Source organism: Cutibacterium porci (assembly GCF_009696315.1).
Lineage (GTDB): Bacteria > Actinomycetota > Actinomycetes > Propionibacteriales > Propionibacteriaceae > Cutibacterium > Cutibacterium porci.
This window is the reverse complement of sequence record NZ_VUMG01000002.1, coordinates 629,760-646,795: the sequence shown is the minus strand read 5'-3', so window position 1 is coordinate 646,795 and position 17,036 is coordinate 629,760. Positions and strand designations below refer to the sequence as shown.

At 58.5% G+C, this 17,036-nt stretch carries 13 protein-coding genes and 1 pseudogene; 9 read left to right on the top strand and 5 right to left on the bottom strand.

Annotated features, from left to right (window positions below):
* Positions 1-25: 25 nt before the first annotated feature.
* Positions 26-184, bottom strand: a pseudogene (locus tag FYJ43_RS06935) (lactococcin 972 family bacteriocin); the annotation flags it as partial.
* Between the two features lie 142 nt (positions 185-326).
* Here FYJ43_RS06935 and uvrB point away from each other — a divergent pair.
* Together uvrB and FYJ43_RS06925 are read left to right on the top strand one after the other, a co-directional pair.
* Positions 327-2,432, top strand: a complete 2,106-nt coding sequence (gene uvrB, locus FYJ43_RS06930; protein ID WP_154563158.1) for an excinuclease ABC subunit UvrB — start codon at positions 327-329, stop codon at positions 2,430-2,432.
* A gap of 185 nt (positions 2,433-2,617) precedes the next feature.
* Positions 2,618-3,601, top strand: a complete 984-nt coding sequence (locus FYJ43_RS06925) for a TerC family protein (RefSeq protein WP_154563156.1) — start codon at positions 2,618-2,620, stop codon at positions 3,599-3,601.
* Between the two features lie 3 nt (positions 3,602-3,604).
* Here the strand turns inward: FYJ43_RS06925 and FYJ43_RS06920 are convergent, their stop codons facing one another.
* Complete coding sequence (locus FYJ43_RS06920; protein ID WP_154563154.1) at positions 3,605-4,261, bottom strand: MBL fold metallo-hydrolase; 657 nt, start codon at positions 4,259-4,261, stop codon at positions 3,605-3,607.
* 35 nt (positions 4,262-4,296) lie between these two features.
* A complete protein-coding gene (locus FYJ43_RS06915) occupies positions 4,297-4,938 on the bottom strand; it encodes a maleylpyruvate isomerase family mycothiol-dependent enzyme (RefSeq protein WP_229771673.1) in 642 nt (213 codons plus the stop codon).
* A 242-nt stretch (positions 4,939-5,180) separates the two neighbouring features.
* On the opposite strand from FYJ43_RS06915, the gene uvrA reads away from it, so the two are divergent.
* Positions 5,181-8,147, top strand: a complete 2,967-nt coding sequence (gene uvrA, locus FYJ43_RS06910; RefSeq protein ID WP_154563150.1) for an excinuclease ABC subunit UvrA — start codon at positions 5,181-5,183, stop codon at positions 8,145-8,147.
* 18 nt (positions 8,148-8,165) lie between these two features.
* Here the strand turns inward: uvrA and FYJ43_RS06905 are convergent, their stop codons facing one another.
* Positions 8,166-8,570: a Rieske (2Fe-2S) protein gene (locus tag FYJ43_RS06905; protein ID WP_154563148.1), complete on the bottom strand. Its 405-nt coding sequence runs from the start codon at positions 8,568-8,570 to the stop codon at positions 8,166-8,168.
* A gap of 15 nt (positions 8,571-8,585) precedes the next feature.
* A complete protein-coding gene (locus FYJ43_RS06900) occupies positions 8,586-9,332 on the bottom strand; it encodes a histidine phosphatase family protein (protein ID WP_326833414.1) in 747 nt (248 codons plus the stop codon).
* Positions 9,333-9,815: 483 nt separating this feature from the next.
* Here FYJ43_RS06900 and FYJ43_RS06895 point away from each other — a divergent pair, with 483 nt between their 5' ends.
* The 6 genes from FYJ43_RS06895 to gap all read left to right on the top strand — a co-directional run bounded on the left by FYJ43_RS06895 (position 9,816) and on the right by gap (position 16,970).
* Positions 9,816-10,733 (top strand): pirin family protein, encoded by a 918-nt coding sequence (locus FYJ43_RS06895; protein ID WP_154563146.1) that lies wholly within the window; start codon positions 9,816-9,818, stop codon positions 10,731-10,733.
* 72 nt (positions 10,734-10,805) lie between these two features.
* Positions 10,806-12,821 (top strand): excinuclease ABC subunit UvrC, encoded by a 2,016-nt coding sequence (gene uvrC, locus FYJ43_RS06890; RefSeq protein ID WP_154563144.1) that lies wholly within the window; start codon positions 10,806-10,808, stop codon positions 12,819-12,821.
* A 21-nt stretch (positions 12,822-12,842) separates the two neighbouring features.
* Positions 12,843-13,718, top strand: coding sequence for an RNase adapter RapZ (rapZ, locus tag FYJ43_RS06885; RefSeq protein WP_326833413.1), 876 nt, complete (start codon positions 12,843-12,845; stop codon positions 13,716-13,718).
* On the top strand, positions 13,715-14,683 hold the full coding sequence (locus FYJ43_RS06880; RefSeq protein ID WP_154563142.1) for a gluconeogenesis factor YvcK family protein: 969 nt from the start codon (positions 13,715-13,717) through the stop codon (positions 14,681-14,683). Before rapZ ends, FYJ43_RS06880 begins: the two co-directional genes overlap by 4 nt.
* A 56-nt stretch (positions 14,684-14,739) precedes the next feature.
* Positions 14,740-15,729, top strand: coding sequence for a DNA-binding protein WhiA (whiA, locus tag FYJ43_RS06875; RefSeq protein WP_154563140.1), 990 nt, complete (start codon positions 14,740-14,742; stop codon positions 15,727-15,729).
* A 233-nt stretch (positions 15,730-15,962) separates the two neighbouring features.
* A complete protein-coding gene (gap, locus tag FYJ43_RS06870) occupies positions 15,963-16,970 on the top strand; it encodes a type I glyceraldehyde-3-phosphate dehydrogenase (protein WP_154563138.1) in 1,008 nt (335 codons plus the stop codon).
* Positions 16,971-17,036 lie beyond the last annotated feature (66 nt).

Sequence of the window (17,036 nt, the reverse complement as noted above, 5' to 3'; positions counted from 1 at the left end):
GGGCGTGCCGCCTGTGATGGGGTTGTCAGCAGGTGCGGTACCAAGCCTTGTTCCCGAACCATGCTGCATCGGTGCGAGCATAGGACCAACTGCCGGCCTTGACGCATGGCGAGCGCACAAAGTTGACCCCTTGAACTGAACTGCCATGTTTCTTCGAGCCATGAAGATAGTCCGAGTATCCACGGATGATTCCACAATACGGGTGGGAGGCTCATCCAGCCAGGCTCATCGGGACCGGAGATGCAGGCTTGCGGATCTGAGGTCTCGAACCCGGTCGCACGCTTTCAGCTGATCCCATCGCGGGTGGCTTGAACTAGGGTGGAGCTATGCGCCCTGTCACTGACATCACTCGCCGCGTTGCCCCGTTTCACGTCGTCAGTGAGTTTCAGCCTTCTGGTGACCAGCCGCAGGCCATCGCGGAGTTAGAGAAGAGGGTCAACAGCGGCGAACAGGACGTCGTTCTGCTCGGCGCCACCGGTACTGGCAAGACGGCCACCGTGGCGTGGCTGGCGGAGAAGCTGCAGCGCCCGATGCTCGTCATGCAACCCAACAAGACGCTGGCTGCCCAGTTTGCCCAGGAATTACGTACGTTCTTTCCGGACAATGCCGTCGAGTACTTCGTTTCTTACTACGATTACTACCAACCTGAGGCGTATATTCCCCAGACGGATACCTATATCGAGAAAGATTCCAGCCTCAACGAGGAAGTTGAAAGGTTACGTCACTCTGCGACGAACTCGCTGCTCACCCGGCGCGACGTCATTGTGGTGGGAACCGTCTCGGCCATTTATGGTCTGGGCACGCCTCAGGAATACGTAGATCGGATGATTCCGCTGGAGGTCGGCCAAGAGTGGGATCGCGATGAGTTGCTGCGCGACCTCGTCACCAACCAGTACGTCCGTAACGACATGTCAGGAGAGCGCGGCACCTTCCGGGTACGTGGTGACACCCTCGAGATTTTTCCGGTCTACGAGGAGAACGCGCTGCGCGTCGAGTTCTTCGGCGACGAAATTGAGGCCCTCACAACGATGCATCCGCTCACGGGAGAGGTCATCAGTGAGGACGAGCAGGTCTACGTGTTCCCGGCCACTCACTATGTTGCCGGCCCGGAACGTATGGAGCGGGCTATCGCCTCTATCCAGCAGGAACTGGAAGAGCGCCTAGCCGTTCTAGAGCGTGACGGGAAACTGTTGGAAGCCCAGCGGCTACGAATGCGCACAACCTACGACATCGAGATGATGCAGCAAGTTGGCGCGTGCGCTGGTATCGAGAATTACTCGCGCCACATTGACGGTCGCGCACCCGGCTCGGCTCCGAACTGTCTACTTGACTATTTCCCTGAAGATTTTGTGCTTGTCATTGATGAGTCCCATGTGACGGTGCCACAGATTGGTGGCATGTATGAGGGGGACATGAGCCGTAAGCGGACGTTAGTTGAGCATGGTTTTCGGCTGCCCAGCGCGATGGATAACCGTCCGCTCAAGTTCGACGAGTTCACCCAGCGGATAGGTCAAACCGTCTACCTGTCCGCTACCCCTGGCTCCTACGAGACTGAGCGAGCCGACGGTGTCGTCGAGCAGATCATCCGTCCGACGGGCTTGGTGGATCCGGAGATTATTGTCAAGCCCACGCGTCGCCAGATTGACGACCTCATGGGAGAAATTCGCGCACGAGTCGACCGTGGTGATCGTGTCCTAGTGACGACCCTGACGAAGAAAATGGCTGAAGATCTCACTGATTATCTCATGGAGCACGGGATTCGGACCCGCTACCTGCATTCGGAGATCGACACCCTCAAACGCATTGAGCTACTCAAAGAGTTGCGCATCGGCGAGTTCGATGTGCTTGTCGGTATCAACTTGCTACGAGAGGGGCTTGACCTCCCTGAAGTCTCCCTGGTGGCGATTCTCGACGCCGACAAGGAGGGCTTCTTGCGTTCTGAACGTTCGCTGATCCAGACCGTGGGCCGTGCTGCCCGAAATGTCAACGGACAAGTCATCATGTACGCCGACCAGATCACCGACTCCATGCGCGTCGCGATTGACGAGACAAACCGCCGTCGTGACATCCAGATGGCTTATAACAAGGAGCACGGGATCGATCCGCAGCCACTACGTAAGAAGATCGGTGACATCACTGAAATGCTGGCCCGCGAAGGTGCCGATACTGATGAGCTCGTCGAGAAATTCAACTATGGCAAGGGCCACCGCGGTTACAACTCGATGATTACTGACGAGCAGCGCGCAGCTCAAGGTAAACGACTCGACGCATCCAAGATGGCCGAAGAGGATCTGGGCAATCTTATCGTCGATCTCACCAACGACATGCGTTCTGCCGCAGGCGAACTCAAGTTTGAGGTTGCTGCCCGACTGCGTGACGAAATTGCTGATCTGAAAAAGGAACTGCGTCAAATGGTGGAGGCGAACCGGTAAGCAGAGTCGCGGTCGCGGTTACCGATGTGCCAGTATAGAAGTCCTTGGAGGGGAGTACTCCTGAGAAAAGTGTGGTCGTCATCACGATCGTGCCATCACGATCCGGCTGCACAGTTCCGGTAAAGCGATGCACCGGGACGGACGAGACCTCCGGACCTTCGTTCTATCCCTTTGGAGGCCCGGGTTTGCACGTTCACGCCTATGTTTGGATCATCACCATCCTTGTGATGGGAGCCCTGCTCTTATTTGACGTTCTCATTCTGGGACGAAAACCCCATGTTCCTTCCACGAAGGAATGCGTCACTTTTGTCGGCGTCTTCGTTGGCCTTGCGGTGTTGTTCGGCCTGGGAGTGTGGACCCTGCAAGGCCATGCTGCAGGTGGACAGTTCTTTGCAGTCTGGCTAACTGAGTACAGCTTGTCGATCGACAACCTGTTCATCTTTCTCATTTTGATGGAGAGGTTCCGCGTTCCACGGAAACTTCAGCAGTTTGCCTTGCTAGTGGGCATTATCGTCGCGCTCGTTTTCCGTGGCGTCTTCATTGCCTTGGGGCAAGCCATTCTTGAGGCGTGGGCGTGGGTGTTCTTCATCTTCGGTGCCTTCCTGCTGTACTCGGCTGTTGACCAGGTGCGCGAGTATCGTCACCGCGACGATGCAGACGAGGATGACACGCCTGGTGTCGATGGCCGTTTCATGACATGGTTCAAGAACACGGTTCCGACAACTGGCGATTATCGCGGCACAAAGTTTTTCGTTCGCGAGAACGGCAAGACTCTTGCAACCTCAATGTTCATGGTCTGCGTTGCTTTGGGTGTCACGGACCTGCTTTTCGCCCTCGACTCGATTCCTGCGTCCTATGGGCTTACGAGCGAGGGGTATCTCATCTTCACCGCTAACGTCTTTGCCCTCATGGGCCTGCGCCAGTTGTATTTCTTGATCGGAAGTCTGCTAGAACGCTTGGTGTACTTGTCGCTGGGGCTTGCCGTAATTTTAGGTTTTATTGCCCTCAAACTCATTGGCCACGCGATGCACCATTACGGGCTTGACGCCCACCTCGGCTTCAGCACGGAGGTCCCGATTGGTTGGTCATTGGGCGTCATTGTTGCAACCCTCGTTCTCACCACAGTCGCGAGCCTCATCAAGAGTCGCAAAGATGACGCTAAAGTCTGACGCTCACCAGCCGCGGGCGCGCCACAACGGAAGGTTGGGACGCTCCTCACCAACTGTTGTGGCATCGCCATGCCCGGGATGAATGACTGTCATGTCGGACATGGGCGCGAAGATCTTCATGCATACGTCGTTGTAGAGGCTGTCGAATTCGCGGCTTCCATTGGTCTTGCCAACCCCGCCGGGGAACAGAGAGTCACCGGTGAGGACGTGGTCGCTCGGGTTTCCATGCAGACGCAAGGCAATAGATCCGCGGGTGTGGCCTACTAGGCCGATGACGTCGAGTTCGATATCGCCCAGACGGAAGAGGTCACCGTCCCAGACAGTGCGGCAGGTTACTCCTGTGGTGGCCTCAATAGCTTCGGCGTCGGGTTCTCCGCACCATGGCTGGGCTCCCGTTATGGTGATGATGTCCGCGAGAGCCCTAGTATGGTCCTGATGTCGATGGGTAGTAATAACGGCTCCTACCTCGTCGTTACCGATCAGGGCCTTGAGCCGACCGGGCTCGGCAGCTGCATCTACCAGGATGGCAGGCCCAGCTCCTGGGTGGATGAGGTAGGCGTTATTATCCATAGTTCCTACCGAGATCTTGATGAGGTCAACGTCATCGTTGACCCTCACCAGGGCAGCTTCGGAACCGGGATCAACGTGGTAGAGCGGCATGACGATTCCTTCCTAGGACGGTGAGCCGGCGATGCTCAGATGAGCATAGGGACGGCGAGTTGGTCAGCTCCGGCGATCCGCTCAGTTCCCCCCCTGCCCGATAGCCATCCTGCCAGTGCGCCATCAGGCCCATGGATCGTGGTCGCGAATCCGACCCCGCCAATGCGATCTGTCAAGCCAGAATCAGAGACAATACGCATAGCCGGGACTTCAGGGCGATCCCGAAGGCGGAAGCAGACCCACTCTAAGAGTGTTCGCGCAACGACATCGGGCAGGTCATCGACGGTCATCCCAAGATCGAGATCGACGTGGTGAAGGGCAATCTCTGCGAGTCGTAGCGCTGGGAGGTCCGTGACGTCGACGCGGATGTCATGGGTCAGCGACACCACAGTGCCTGGCGTCATGTCGTCGAGTGCGTCGAAAGCGGTATTGAGAGATCCTGCCGTGGTGTCGAGGTCAATTTGCAACTGCAATCCGGTGCGCTCTGAACCACGTTCGATATCACGGTCACGGATGTCGTCAGAAGGATAGAGAGGAGGGACTGCTAGGTGGGCAACGACCGCTTTCGTGACGGCTTCGAAGGCTTCGGCATTGCGAGCCAGGTGGGTGGCGATGTGAGCACGAGTCCATCCGGCAAGCCGACTTGGTGCTTGCCATTCCTCGTCTGATAGCCCCATAGTTGCGCCGAGAAGGCGTTGAGTGGCCTCTTTCTTGGCCGCTCGGATCTCGTGTAGGGAGGCGCTGGGGCACAGACCGGGTGGTCGTGGGGCAGCGCTCATGCTACCCAACCTAATGCTATGGGATGGAACACGCCAGATGAGCGACGCAAGAGAGTCAGTTTCACAGCAGTGGGAGAGGCCAGGGTGTTCCGTTTTGCCAACTGCGCAGACGGCGGGATCTGTCTTTGCTGGCCTCTACGATGGCTTCTGTGAGTGACCACATCATCGTCCGGGGTGCCCGGGAACACAACCTGCGCAATGTCAATCTGGACCTTCCCCGAGACGCCATGATTGTGTTTACCGGTCTGTCAGGATCGGGTAAGTCCTCTCTTGCGTTTGACACGATCTTCGCTGAAGGGCAGCGTCGATACGTCGAGTCTCTTTCGTCGTATGCACGCCAATTTCTTGGCCAGATGGATAAGCCCGACGTCGATTTCATTGAAGGTCTCAGTCCAGCAGTTTCCATCGACCAAAAGTCAACGTCTCGTAATCCGAGGTCGACCGTCGGTACTATCACAGAAATTCATGATTATTTGCGTCTACTGTGGGCTCGTATCGGCAAGCCGCATTGTCCAGTGTGTGGTGAACTCATCAGTCGTCAGACTCCACAACAGATCGTCGATCGTCTCATGGCTCTCGATGAAGGCACCAAGTTTCAGGTCCTCGCCCCGGTCATTCGCGGACGTAAAGGCGAGTACGTTGAGCTATTTCGACAATTAACAACTGACGGTTTCACCCGGGTACGCGTTGATGGCGACGTTCATCGACTTGGACAAGTGCCGCCGCTGGATAAGAAGCGCAAGCATGACGTCGACGTCGTCGTCGATCGAATCGCAATCAAACCGTCGGCCAAGCAGCGCCTTACCGAGTCAGTGGAGACAGCGCTGGGGCTAGCCCACGGCATCGTCGGAATCGATTTCGTTGATCGTGATCCGTCAGACCCGCACCGAGAGCGCCGCTTCTCCGAAACAATGGCCTGCCCTAACCAGCACGACATCGACATTGAGGAGCTGGAGCCGCGTCAATTCTCCTTTAATGGACCGTGGGGCGCTTGCCCGACGTGTTCTGGTTTGGGCGCAACCCTTGAGGTCGACCCGGAGTTGGTCGTTCCCGACTCTGGGCTTAGTTTGCTCGAGGGTGCCATTGCGCCGTGGTCTGGGCCGCGAGTGGCTAACCACTATCAACATGTTTTTGCTGGGTTGGGCGAGAATCATGGGTTCGACGCGGCTCTTCCGTGGTCCGAACTGCCGGCTAAGGCACGCAAATTGGTGTTGCACGGGGACGGCGATCCAGTCATGGTCTCGTACCGCAACCGATTCGGGCGGGTGCGCACGTACTCTCAGAATTATGAGGGGGTGCTGCACTATGTACGTCGACGCTACGACGAGGCCGAGACAGATGCCGCACGCTCCCGCTGGGGCCAGTACCTGCGTGAAGTCCCGTGTCGGGATTGCCACGGTAAGCGTCTCAAGCCGACGAGTCTGGCAGTAACGGTCGGCGGACGAAATATCGCCGAAGTCTCGGACATGTCTATTGGGGAGGCATCGGAATTTCTCAACGCATTGTCCCTTACCGAGCGGGAAGCCACCATCGCAGAGCGGGTTATCAAGGAGGTCCGCGCCCGGCTGCGATTCCTTGTCGACGTCGGTCTGGACTACCTCACCCTGTCTCGGTCTGCGGGGTCGTTGTCAGGTGGGGAGGCTCAACGCATCCGGCTTGCCACCCAAATCGGCTCGGGGCTAGTCGGGGTGCTGTATGTGCTTGACGAGCCATCCATTGGGTTGCATCAGCGCGATAACCGACGCCTCATTGACACCTTGGTGAGACTGCGAGATCTCGGTAACACCCTCATCGTTGTTGAGCATGATGAGGACACTATTCGCACCGCAGATTGGGTTGTCGACGTTGGCCCTGGTGCCGGCGAACATGGCGGCGAGGTCGTCGTGTCGGGCACTGTTGATGACCTACTGGCTAGCGAGAGGTCCGTCACTGGTGCCTACTTGTCGGGCAAGAGGTCGATCCCGTTGCCGGCGACTCGACGGCCCCGCACTGGGCGCGAGCTCGTCGTCAAGGGGGCTCGTGAGAACAATCTCAAAGGAGTGGACGTCACTTTCCCGCTGGGGCAACTCGTCGTCGTCACTGGGGTGAGTGGTTCAGGCAAGTCGACATTGGTCAACCAGATCCTTTACACGTCGTTAGCGCACCGTATCCATGGCGCCAGGGCCATACCGGGAAAGCATGAGACGATCACCGGTGTCGAGGAAATCGACAAGGTGATTCATGTGGATCAGTCGCCCATCGGGCGGACGCCGAGGTCAAATCCAGCTACCTATACCGGTGTCTTTGACAAAATTCGTGCCCTCTTTGCCCAGACTCCCGAAGCTAAGGTGCGCGGTTACCAGCAGGGGCGGTTTTCTTTCAATATTAAAGGTGGCCGCTGTGAGAACTGTCAGGGTGACGGCACCATCAAGATCGAGATGAACTTCCTTCCTGACGTCTATGTTCCTTGTGAAGTGTGTCATGGCGCCCGGTACAACCGCGAGACTTTGGAAGTTCATTACAAGGGTAAGACAATCGCTGACGTTCTCGACATGCCTATCGAGGAGGCCTGTACCTTTTTCGAACCGATTTCCTCGATCCATCGACATTTCCAGACCCTCGTCGAGGTCGGTCTAGGGTATGTCAGGCTGGGCCAGCCTGCGACGACTCTTTCCGGTGGTGAGGCGCAGCGCATCAAGTTGGCCTCCGAGCTGCAGAAACGTTCCACGGGTAGGACGCTCTACGTCCTCGACGAGCCGACCACTGGTTTGCATTTCGAGGATATTCGCAAACTGCTCTTAGTGCTGCAACGTCTCGTCGACCAAGGCAACTCGGTCTTTGTTATCGAGCACAATCTGGATGTCATTAAGACTGCCGATTGGATCATTGATATGGGACCTGAGGGGGGCAACGGAGGCGGTACGGTCGTTGCCGAAGGGTCTCCCGAGCAGGTCGCCGCGGTGGAGGGTTCCTATACGGGGCAGTACTTGTCAGAAATCTTGGACGGGCATGAGGTGCCAGTTCGAGACGAGCCCGCACTCATCGAGGAGCCAACAACCACTGGGACGACGAAAACCACCGCCAAGAGGAAGACCAAGAAAAAGGCCTCGGGTAAGAGGTCGCGTTGAGAAGGGCCTGGATGACCACTAACCGCTAATGGTGAGGGTGTCACCCTTCACGGTGACCGTGGCCTCACCCAGACCGGCAGTAGCCGGGCCCTGGGTGACGTGACCATCAGTGATGGCGAACTTTGATCCGTGACAGGGGCAGAGGATCGCTCCGTCACGGACGCCATCGACTTGGCATCCAGCGTGCGGGCACACCCGCACAAATCCCTTAAAGGTTCCCTTAGTGGGTTGGGTGACGACGAAGTTGGACTTGTCGATGACGAGTCCTCCGCCGACCGGGACGTCTGCGGTCCTCACGGTTGCCGGCCCGGTGTGAACGTCATTGGAGTTCTGGAACGTGTTGCACCCGGTGACCGTTCCGGTCATGGCCAGGGCTGCGATACTTCCAACAGTGCGCAGGACCTCGCGTCGAGTGGGGGACATTTTTCTCCTCTGGGCTCAGCGGGTACCGGGGTTGCCGGTAGACGTGGCGACGGCGCCGTGAACCATTCCCGCCTCAATCAGGTGGTCCACCCGATTGATCCAATGCACCTCGTATCCATGTGGGTGCAGTTCGATCATGGACGTCGCGGTGTTGTGAAGCCCGATCCAGTGTGGCTCGCTGCCGATCGGGTAGTTGCGCAGATCAGCGGCAAGCTGCGGGGCGATGAGATGCAACAGGAGCAGTGATCCGATGGCACCGTGGGCCACCAGAGCGATGCACTCATTGTCGTCGTGTGCTTCCCGTAGCCAGGTGGCGATACGACCGGCGCGATCCGCCGCCTCAGCTGCGGTTTCGATCCGAGCCTCGTGCCAGCCCTCCTCAGTGACCGTCTCTGGGAAGACGGCGCGGTCGGTGATGGCCGACAGGGCCGACAGTGGCGACCCGGGATGGCCGGTTTCGACGCCGTCAACGATCTGAACTGGTCCAGGCCGCTCGAAGATGAGGTCATTGACGATGACAGGAAGGTCGAGAGCATCCGCGACTGGGGCGGCCGTCTGGATAGTGCGCATCATGGGGGAGGAATACAGCGTGGTTGGCCGTGGGGAGACCGATCCGATCCATGTCCCGAGAGCCTCTGCCTGACGCCGCCCGAGGTCGGTTAGCTCGGGGTCAGGTTTGCGCCCTGCGCGGTAGGCTTCGACGGATTTTGCCGCGTTGGCATTGTTCTCTGACTGGCCGTGACGAATGAGGAGAAGATGCACGACGCCAGCCTACCGGCGGGGTCTGACGAAGGCCGACGCATCGGTGGAGATACTCATTTTTTCGTCTCTGGGATTGACGGCGTCCTGATATCTTCCTGGAACCGAACGTACGAACGCCAAAATATTAATTTAAAGAGAATTCGAGACGCGACAGCCATGCTTTTTATGACGCCGAGAGGAGCGACATTACATGCAGCAACGAAGAGGGCGTCGGTTTGATCTGGCAAGAGATACGACATTCCCTCAAATCTTCAATACGCGGGGTCTGGGTATTGAGAATGCGATGAAAGTCTCACCTCTGTAACCGGTGTGGGTACTATGTCTCCATCTTCAACTCGATGATGTGTGGACAGCGGCGAGTAAGGAAGACGGCCACGATAATCCGTGACGCGCTCCGCCGATGCTCGGTCAACCACAGTAGCTGGACGTCATGATTTTCGCGGTACATTACACACCGATGGTTTGTGGTGACACGATGTTCCTATGACTGAGGTCCAGATAATCACACCACGTGTTGTAGAACTCAGCAGGCAGACGGGTACGCGAGTGCGTCGTACTCTTCCTCATCGGCGGCGCCCCTTCGTTGGCGCGTGGTGTTTCGTTGATCATTACGGCCCTGACGTCATGACCTCAGCGGAGGCGAGGATGGATGTACCGCCCCATCCCCATACGGGGTTGCAGACCGTCAGTTGGTTGTTTCAGGGGCACATTAGCCACCACGATTCCGCGGGAGTGAGTTCCACCATTCATCCTGGTGAGATCAATCTCATGACCTCTGGGCACGGCATCATGCACTCAGAGGTCTCTACTGCCGATTCAAAGGTGCTGCACGGAGTCCAGCTTTGGATTGCGCTGCCGGAACGTTTCCGGGACACCGCCCGTGCGTTCCAGCATTACGTTCCGGCGCCCAAACGTCTTGATGGGGGTAGCGCCTTGGTATTCGTCGGGGAGTTGCTTGGAATTGATGCTTCCCCCATTGTCACCCACAGTCCGCTGCTAGGCGTCGAGCTGAATATCGATCCGGGTCAACGTCTTTCCCTGAACGTGAGGGAGGATTTCGAGCATGCCGTCCTTGTTGACACGGGGGAGATTACTTTCGAGGGCCAGCACTTGAACCGTGGTGAGCTTGGGTACGTCGACACCGGCATGACGGCTCTTGCAATGGTTGCTGGGCCCGACCCAGCACGAGCAATTCTGCTAGGCGGGGAACCTTTCGATGACGAGATTGTGATGTGGTGGAACTTCATTGGCCCCGATCATGAATATGTAGCCCTGGCGCGCGGACAGTATGAGGCCGGGCATGAGCGCTTTGGCGAGGTTGTGGGGTACGAGGGAACGGGGCAACGCCTGCCCGCCCCGCCTCTGCCGCCCGGTCGGTTACGCCCCCGCCATCGTCGGTAGGGCAACCTCTATCACCATGCGCCGTCTTCAAGCGTACGTCCTCGGCGTCAGCCCGCGCCTAGAGTTCACCCTATGGCTGATCCGTCGAGTTACCGCCCCGCCCCGGGAACGATTCCTACCCAGCCGGGTGTGTACCGCTTTAGTGATGAGCATGGCCAGGTGATTTATGTTGGCAAGGCTAAGAACTTGCGTAACCGGCTGAACTCGTATTTTCAGGATATTTCGGCTCTTCATCCTCGAACACAGCGGATGGTGACGACCGCAGCCCACGTCCAGTGGACTGTCGTTCAGAATGAAGTTGAGTCGCTCCAGCTGGAGTACACCTGGATCAAGGAGTTCGATCCGCGGTTCAATGTCATGTACCGCGACGACAAGTCGTATCCGTGGTTGTGCTTCACCTGGACCGATGAGTACCCGCGTGTCTTTGTCGGACGTGGTGCACACCACAAAGGGTGGCGTTATTTTGGACCCTTCGGTCAGGCTTGGGCGATTCGTGACACCGTCGAGACTTTGCTGCGGGTGTTTCCGATGCGGTCATGCTCGACGGGGGTTTTCAATCGTGCGAAAAACCAGGGTCGCCCCTGCCTGCTTGGATATATCGGTAAGTGTTCGGCCCCCTGTGTGGGGCGGATTTCACCCGAGGATCATCGCACTATCGCTGATGAGTTCTGTGATTTTATGGCCGGGCGCACGACGAAAATCGTCAAGCGGCTCGAATCTGAGATGGCGGAGGCGGCTGAAAATCTCGAATTCGAACGCGCTGCGGTCATCCGAGATTCCCTGGGTGCGCTATCGAAAACTTTAGAGCGCAATGCTGTGGTCCTTGGTGACGGCACCGACGCTGACGTGATCTCGATGGCCCTTGATCCGCTGGAGGTCGGCGTCAAAATCTTCCATGTTCGAGGTGGCCGCATTCGTGGCGAACGTGGTTGGGTCGCCGATCGCGCCGATGACGCCGGCGAGGCCGAACTCATGGAGACGTTCCTTACCCAGTTGTACGGCGTCAATGCCAGCGACGGCCAGATCCGCGACGACGGGCGCGGAAATGCGATTCCGCCGCTGGTGCTTGTCTCGGTCACCCCCACGAACACTGACGTCATGGCGACGATCCTCAGCTCTGAGCGGGGCTCCCACGTCGAGATTCGCGTCCCGCGTCGCGGCGACAAAGCGACCCTCATGGACACCGTCACCCGCAATGCCCAGGAAACCCTTGCTCAGCATAAGCTTAAGAGGGCCTCTGACCTCGCCACTCGTACCCGCGCTCTTGAGGACATCCAGGAAGCACTCGGTTTGGACCGTGCCCCATTGCGGATGGAGTCATACGACATCTCCCATATTCAGGGCACGCACGTCGTCGGGTCCATGGTCGTTTTCGAAGACGGCATGCCCCGCAAGTCTGAATACCGTCGTTTCATCATCAAGGGCTTTGAAGGGTCTGACGATTTCGCCGCAATGCACGAGGTGCTGTCCCGTCGGTTGCGTCGTCTCGTTGAGGATCGCGATGCTATGGCTGCTGCCCAAACACCTGACGGTGACGTCGGGTCCCTCATTGATCCAACCACCGGCGCCCCTCGGAAATTCGCCTACGCACCGCACCTCATCGTTGTCGATGGTGGTGAACCTCAGGTACATGCTGCCCAACAGGTGCTTGAGGAGTTCGGATTGGACGATGAAATCGCGTTATGTGGCCTGGCTAAACGTCTGGAGGAAGTGTGGCTTCCTGGTGAGGAATGGCCGGTTATTTTGCCGCGAACCTCCGAAGGGCTTTATCTGTTACAGCGTTTACGCGACGAGGCGCACCGTTTTGCTATTACCTTTCACCGCTCGAAGCGGTCTAAGGCCATGGTGGAGTCCGTCCTCGACGGCGTGCCCGGGTTAGGGGAGGTTCGACGCAAATCGCTTATCTCTCACTTTGGATCGGTGCGGGCGCTACGAAAGGCCACCGTTGATGACATCGCGGAAGTGCCAGGCTTCGGGCCGAAATTAGCCGGCGAGGTTATTGCGGCCCTCTCACAGAACACGCCAGCTGAGGCCATTAATACCGCTACTGGTGAAATTGTTGACGCTGACGGCCCGGATGAGGGGTGATAACGGCACTACCCTTGAGCCGTGAGCACCGAGCAGACGACGAAGACCCCACGAGTTGTCATCATCACCGGTATTTCCGGTGCTGGTCGTCGTACGGCGGCCCACGCCATGGAGGACCTCGGCTGGTACGTCGTCGACAATCTTCCGCCCGCCATGCTGGGTGCCCTTGTTGACGAAATCTCCGCCAATGACATTGATCGTCTGGCGGTAGTCCTCGATGTGCGCAGCCGCACCATGTTCGACACCTTGACAGTGGCCGTCGATGCCCTTGACGAGCGCGAAATAGAGCCTGCCATTGTCTTCTTGGAGGCCTCTGATGAAACGATTGTGCGCCGTCAGGAGTCCAGTCGTCGCCCATTGCCGCTACAGCAAGGTGGCCATCTACTCGACGCCGTTGCCCTGGAACGGAGAATGCTGTCCGACCTGCGGGCCGAAGCTGATCTCGTCATCGACACCACCTCGATTACCGCCCGCCAGCTAGCCCAACGCATCGACCACGCCTTCGCTGAGGGGACTGACGAAGGGCTGGCATTCCAGGTGATGTCTTTCGGGTTCAAGCGCGGTGTCCCGATTGACGCCGACCTCGTCTTTGACGTTCGTTTTTTGCCGAACCCGTATTGGGTTCCTGAGCTGCGTCCTAAGACGGGCCTGTCCTCTGACGTTGCGTCGTATGTCATGGCCCAAGCTGGCGCTAGAGAATTCATCGACCGAGTTGAAGAGCTCCTGATTGGTATGGCTCCGGGGTATCTTCGGGAAGGCAAGAAGCAGGTCACGGTGGCCGTTGGTTGCACGGGCGGAAAGCATCGCAGTACCGCCATGTCCGAAGAGTTGTCCGCTCGACTAGCGGCTCGCGGGCACCGCACCACCGTCCTGCATCGAGATCTCGGGAAGGAATGACGATGGTGTCAACCCCCTCCACGCTGCCGGTCGTCACTGCATTCGGCGGCGGACACGGGCTGGCCGTTTCGCTGCGAGCACTGCGCCGACTTACTGACAATCTGACCGCTGTTGTCACCGTCGCTGATAACGGCGGGTCTTCAGGCCGGTTACGCGAAGAGTTCGACATTTTGCCCCCCGGGGATCTGCGCCGGGCTCTCGCCGCCTTGTGTGCCGACGACCGGTTAGGTCGCACATGGGCTGAAGTTCTGCAGGCTCGATTTAATGGCACCGGCGAACTCGCCGGTCACGCCATTGGCAACCTACTGATTGCCGGATTGTGGCAAGAACTTGGTGACCCGGTCTCCGGTCTTGACATGGTGGGTCAGCTCCTCGACGTTCGTGGGCGCGTCTTGCCGATGTCCCTCACACCGCTGGACATCAGCGCTCAGGTCGTCGGTCTTGATCCGAACCGGCCGGATGAGGAATACACCTTGACTGGTCAGGCCACCGTCGCGAAGACCCGGGCAGAGGTCCTGAAAGTGGCGCTAGCACCGTCTGAACCGGATGCGTGTCCGCAGGCACTGGAGGCGATTCGTGCGTCTGACAACCTCGTACTTGGTCCAGGCTCATGGTTCACATCTGTCATGCCTCACCTGCTCGTCCCGCAGATCGTCGACGCAATTCTTGAATCGAAGGCACGGAAGATCCTCACTCTCAACGTCTCCGGTGCTGACGAAACTGATGGGTTTAGCCCAGCACGTCATTTGGAGGTCATCGCGGAGCATGAGCCGCGGATGCGTTTCGATGTCATTCTCGTCGATCGCGGGTTTGCCGGACAGGACCCTCATCTGGAAGCGTATGCGCGCAATCTCGGCGCAGACATCGTCGTTGACGATCTCGCTATGCGTGATGGTTCGGCTCGGCATGATCCGCTGAGGTTGGCGTCAGCGTATGCCAACATCATGGGAGTTCAGCCCCGCTGATTGTCGCCTAAGATCACCTTGTTATTCCCGTTTACCCTTCCGGAGGCTAGACCCACATGGCGCTCACCCTGCAGGTGAAGAACGAACTCGCGACGGTGCCGGTACAGAAACTGTGCTGCCGTCGGGCGGAGATCGCGGCTACCCTGCGATTCGCAGGTGGCATTCACCTGGTGCAGCATCGCCACCTCACGATCGAGGCGGAGGTCGATACCGGAGGAGCCGCACGTCGATTGCGTCAATCCATTCAGGAGGTTTTCGGACTCGACACTGACCTCGTGGTCGTCAATGGTGCCGGCTTGCACAACAACACCCGCTACCTCGTGAGAATGGTGCGTGGTGGCGCCGATTTGGCTCGTCTCACCGGGCTGCTTGACCGTCGTGGGCGCCCGGTGCGGGGTCTTCCAGTGTCCGTCGTCGGTGGCGGACGATGCTGTCAGGCGGCAGCATGGCGCGGAGCGTTCTTAGCCCGCGGATCGCTCACCGAACCCGGACGTTCGATGGCGATGGAAATCACCGCTCCCGGTGAGGAAGCCGCTATGGCCCTCACTGGAGCTGCTCGGCGTCTGGACATTGTCGCGAAGCAGCGTGAGTCTCGCCACGTCTACCGGGTGACGATCCGCGATGGGGACGCTATCTCGGCGATGCTCACCCAGATGGGGGCTCACGAATCCGTACTGGCTTGGGAAGACCGTCGGTTGCGTCGAGAGGTACGGGCGTCTGCTAATCGGTTGGCTAATTTCGACGACGCTAATCTCCGTCGCTCTGCGCGAGCCGCCGTTACTGCGAGTGCGCGGGTGGAACGGGCGCTAGAAATTCTGGGGGATTCTGTTCCAGACCATCTGCGAGAGGCGGGTCGACTTCGACTTGAGCACCGAAATGCCAGTTTGGAGGAATTGGGTAAAGTTCACCAGCCTCCGTTGACGAAAGATGCGATTGCTGGGCGGATTCGCCGCTTGTTGGCCCTTGCCGACAAGACGGCGCGAAGCAATGGGGAGCCGACGACTCTGGAGAGCCTTCCACCAGAGATGCGTGATGATCGCGCCTGAAAGGCGTTACAGCGCAGTTGTGCCGTGCAATTTAAGACCGATTCCATTCCCACTTGGGAAGTCATCAGCGCAACCTTCTGGTCATTTGTGCGTCGACCTGATCGGTGTTGGTGATCGTTCGCCCGTGGCATTGCCGTAAAACGCACCCTCCGGTTTGTTCATTGCTCTCGGTCGCTATGCTTAGAAGCGTCCGAGTGCTAAACGCACAACCCTCGTCTGGAGGAGATTCCTTAATGACCGTCAAGGTTGGTATCAACGGTTTTGGCCGTATTGGCCGCAACTTCTTCCGCGCCCTCGCTGAGCAGGGTGCTGACCTCGAGGTCGTCGCAGTTAACGACCTCACCGACACCAAGACCCTGGCCCACCTCCTGAAGTACGACTCCATCATGGGCCGTTTCCCCGGTGAGGTCAGCTACGACGATGACTCCATCACCGTTGACGGCAAGACCATCAAGGTCCTGGCCGAGCGCAATCCCGCTGACCTGCCCTGGAAGGACCTCGGCGCTGAGATCGTCGTCGAGTCCACCGGACTCTTCACCGATGGCGAGAAGGCCAAGGCCCACTTTGAGGCTGGCGCCAAGAAGATCATCATCTCCGCCCCCGGCAAGAATGTCGACGGCACCTTCGTCATGGGCGTCAATGATGGCGACTACGACAACGAGAAGCACAACATCATTTCGAACGCTTCTTGCACCACTAACTGCCTCGCCCCGCTGGCCAAGGTCCTCAATGACGCTTTCGGCATCGAGCGCGGCATCATGACCACCGTTCACGCCTACACCGGCGACCAGCGCCTGCAGGACGCTCCTCACAAGGATCTGCGTCGTGCCCGCGCTGCTGCCCTCAACATGATCCCCACCAAGACTGGTGCTGCCCAGGCTGTGGCTCTGGTTCTTCCTGAGCTCAAGGGCAAGTTCGATGGCCTCGCCGTTCGCGTCCCGACCCCGACCGGGTCCCTGACCGACCTGACCTTCCAGACCTCCAAGGAAACCACCGTCGAGGAGGTCCAGGCTGCTGTCAAGAAGGCTGCTGAGGGCCCGCTCAAGGGCATCCTGGCTTACACCGAGGATCCGATTGTGTCGAAGGACATCGAGGGTGACCCGCACTCTTCGATCTTCGACGCCACCGAGACCAAGGTCATCGGAAACCTCGTCAAGGTTCTCTCCTGGTACGACAACGAGTGGGGCTACTCCAACCGTCTGGTTGACCTCACCAAGCTCGTCGCCAGCAAGCTTGCCTGATCTCACCATCGTGAGCTGATGACGGCCCCGTGCCCATGCGGGCGCGGGGCCGTCACCTATACCCGG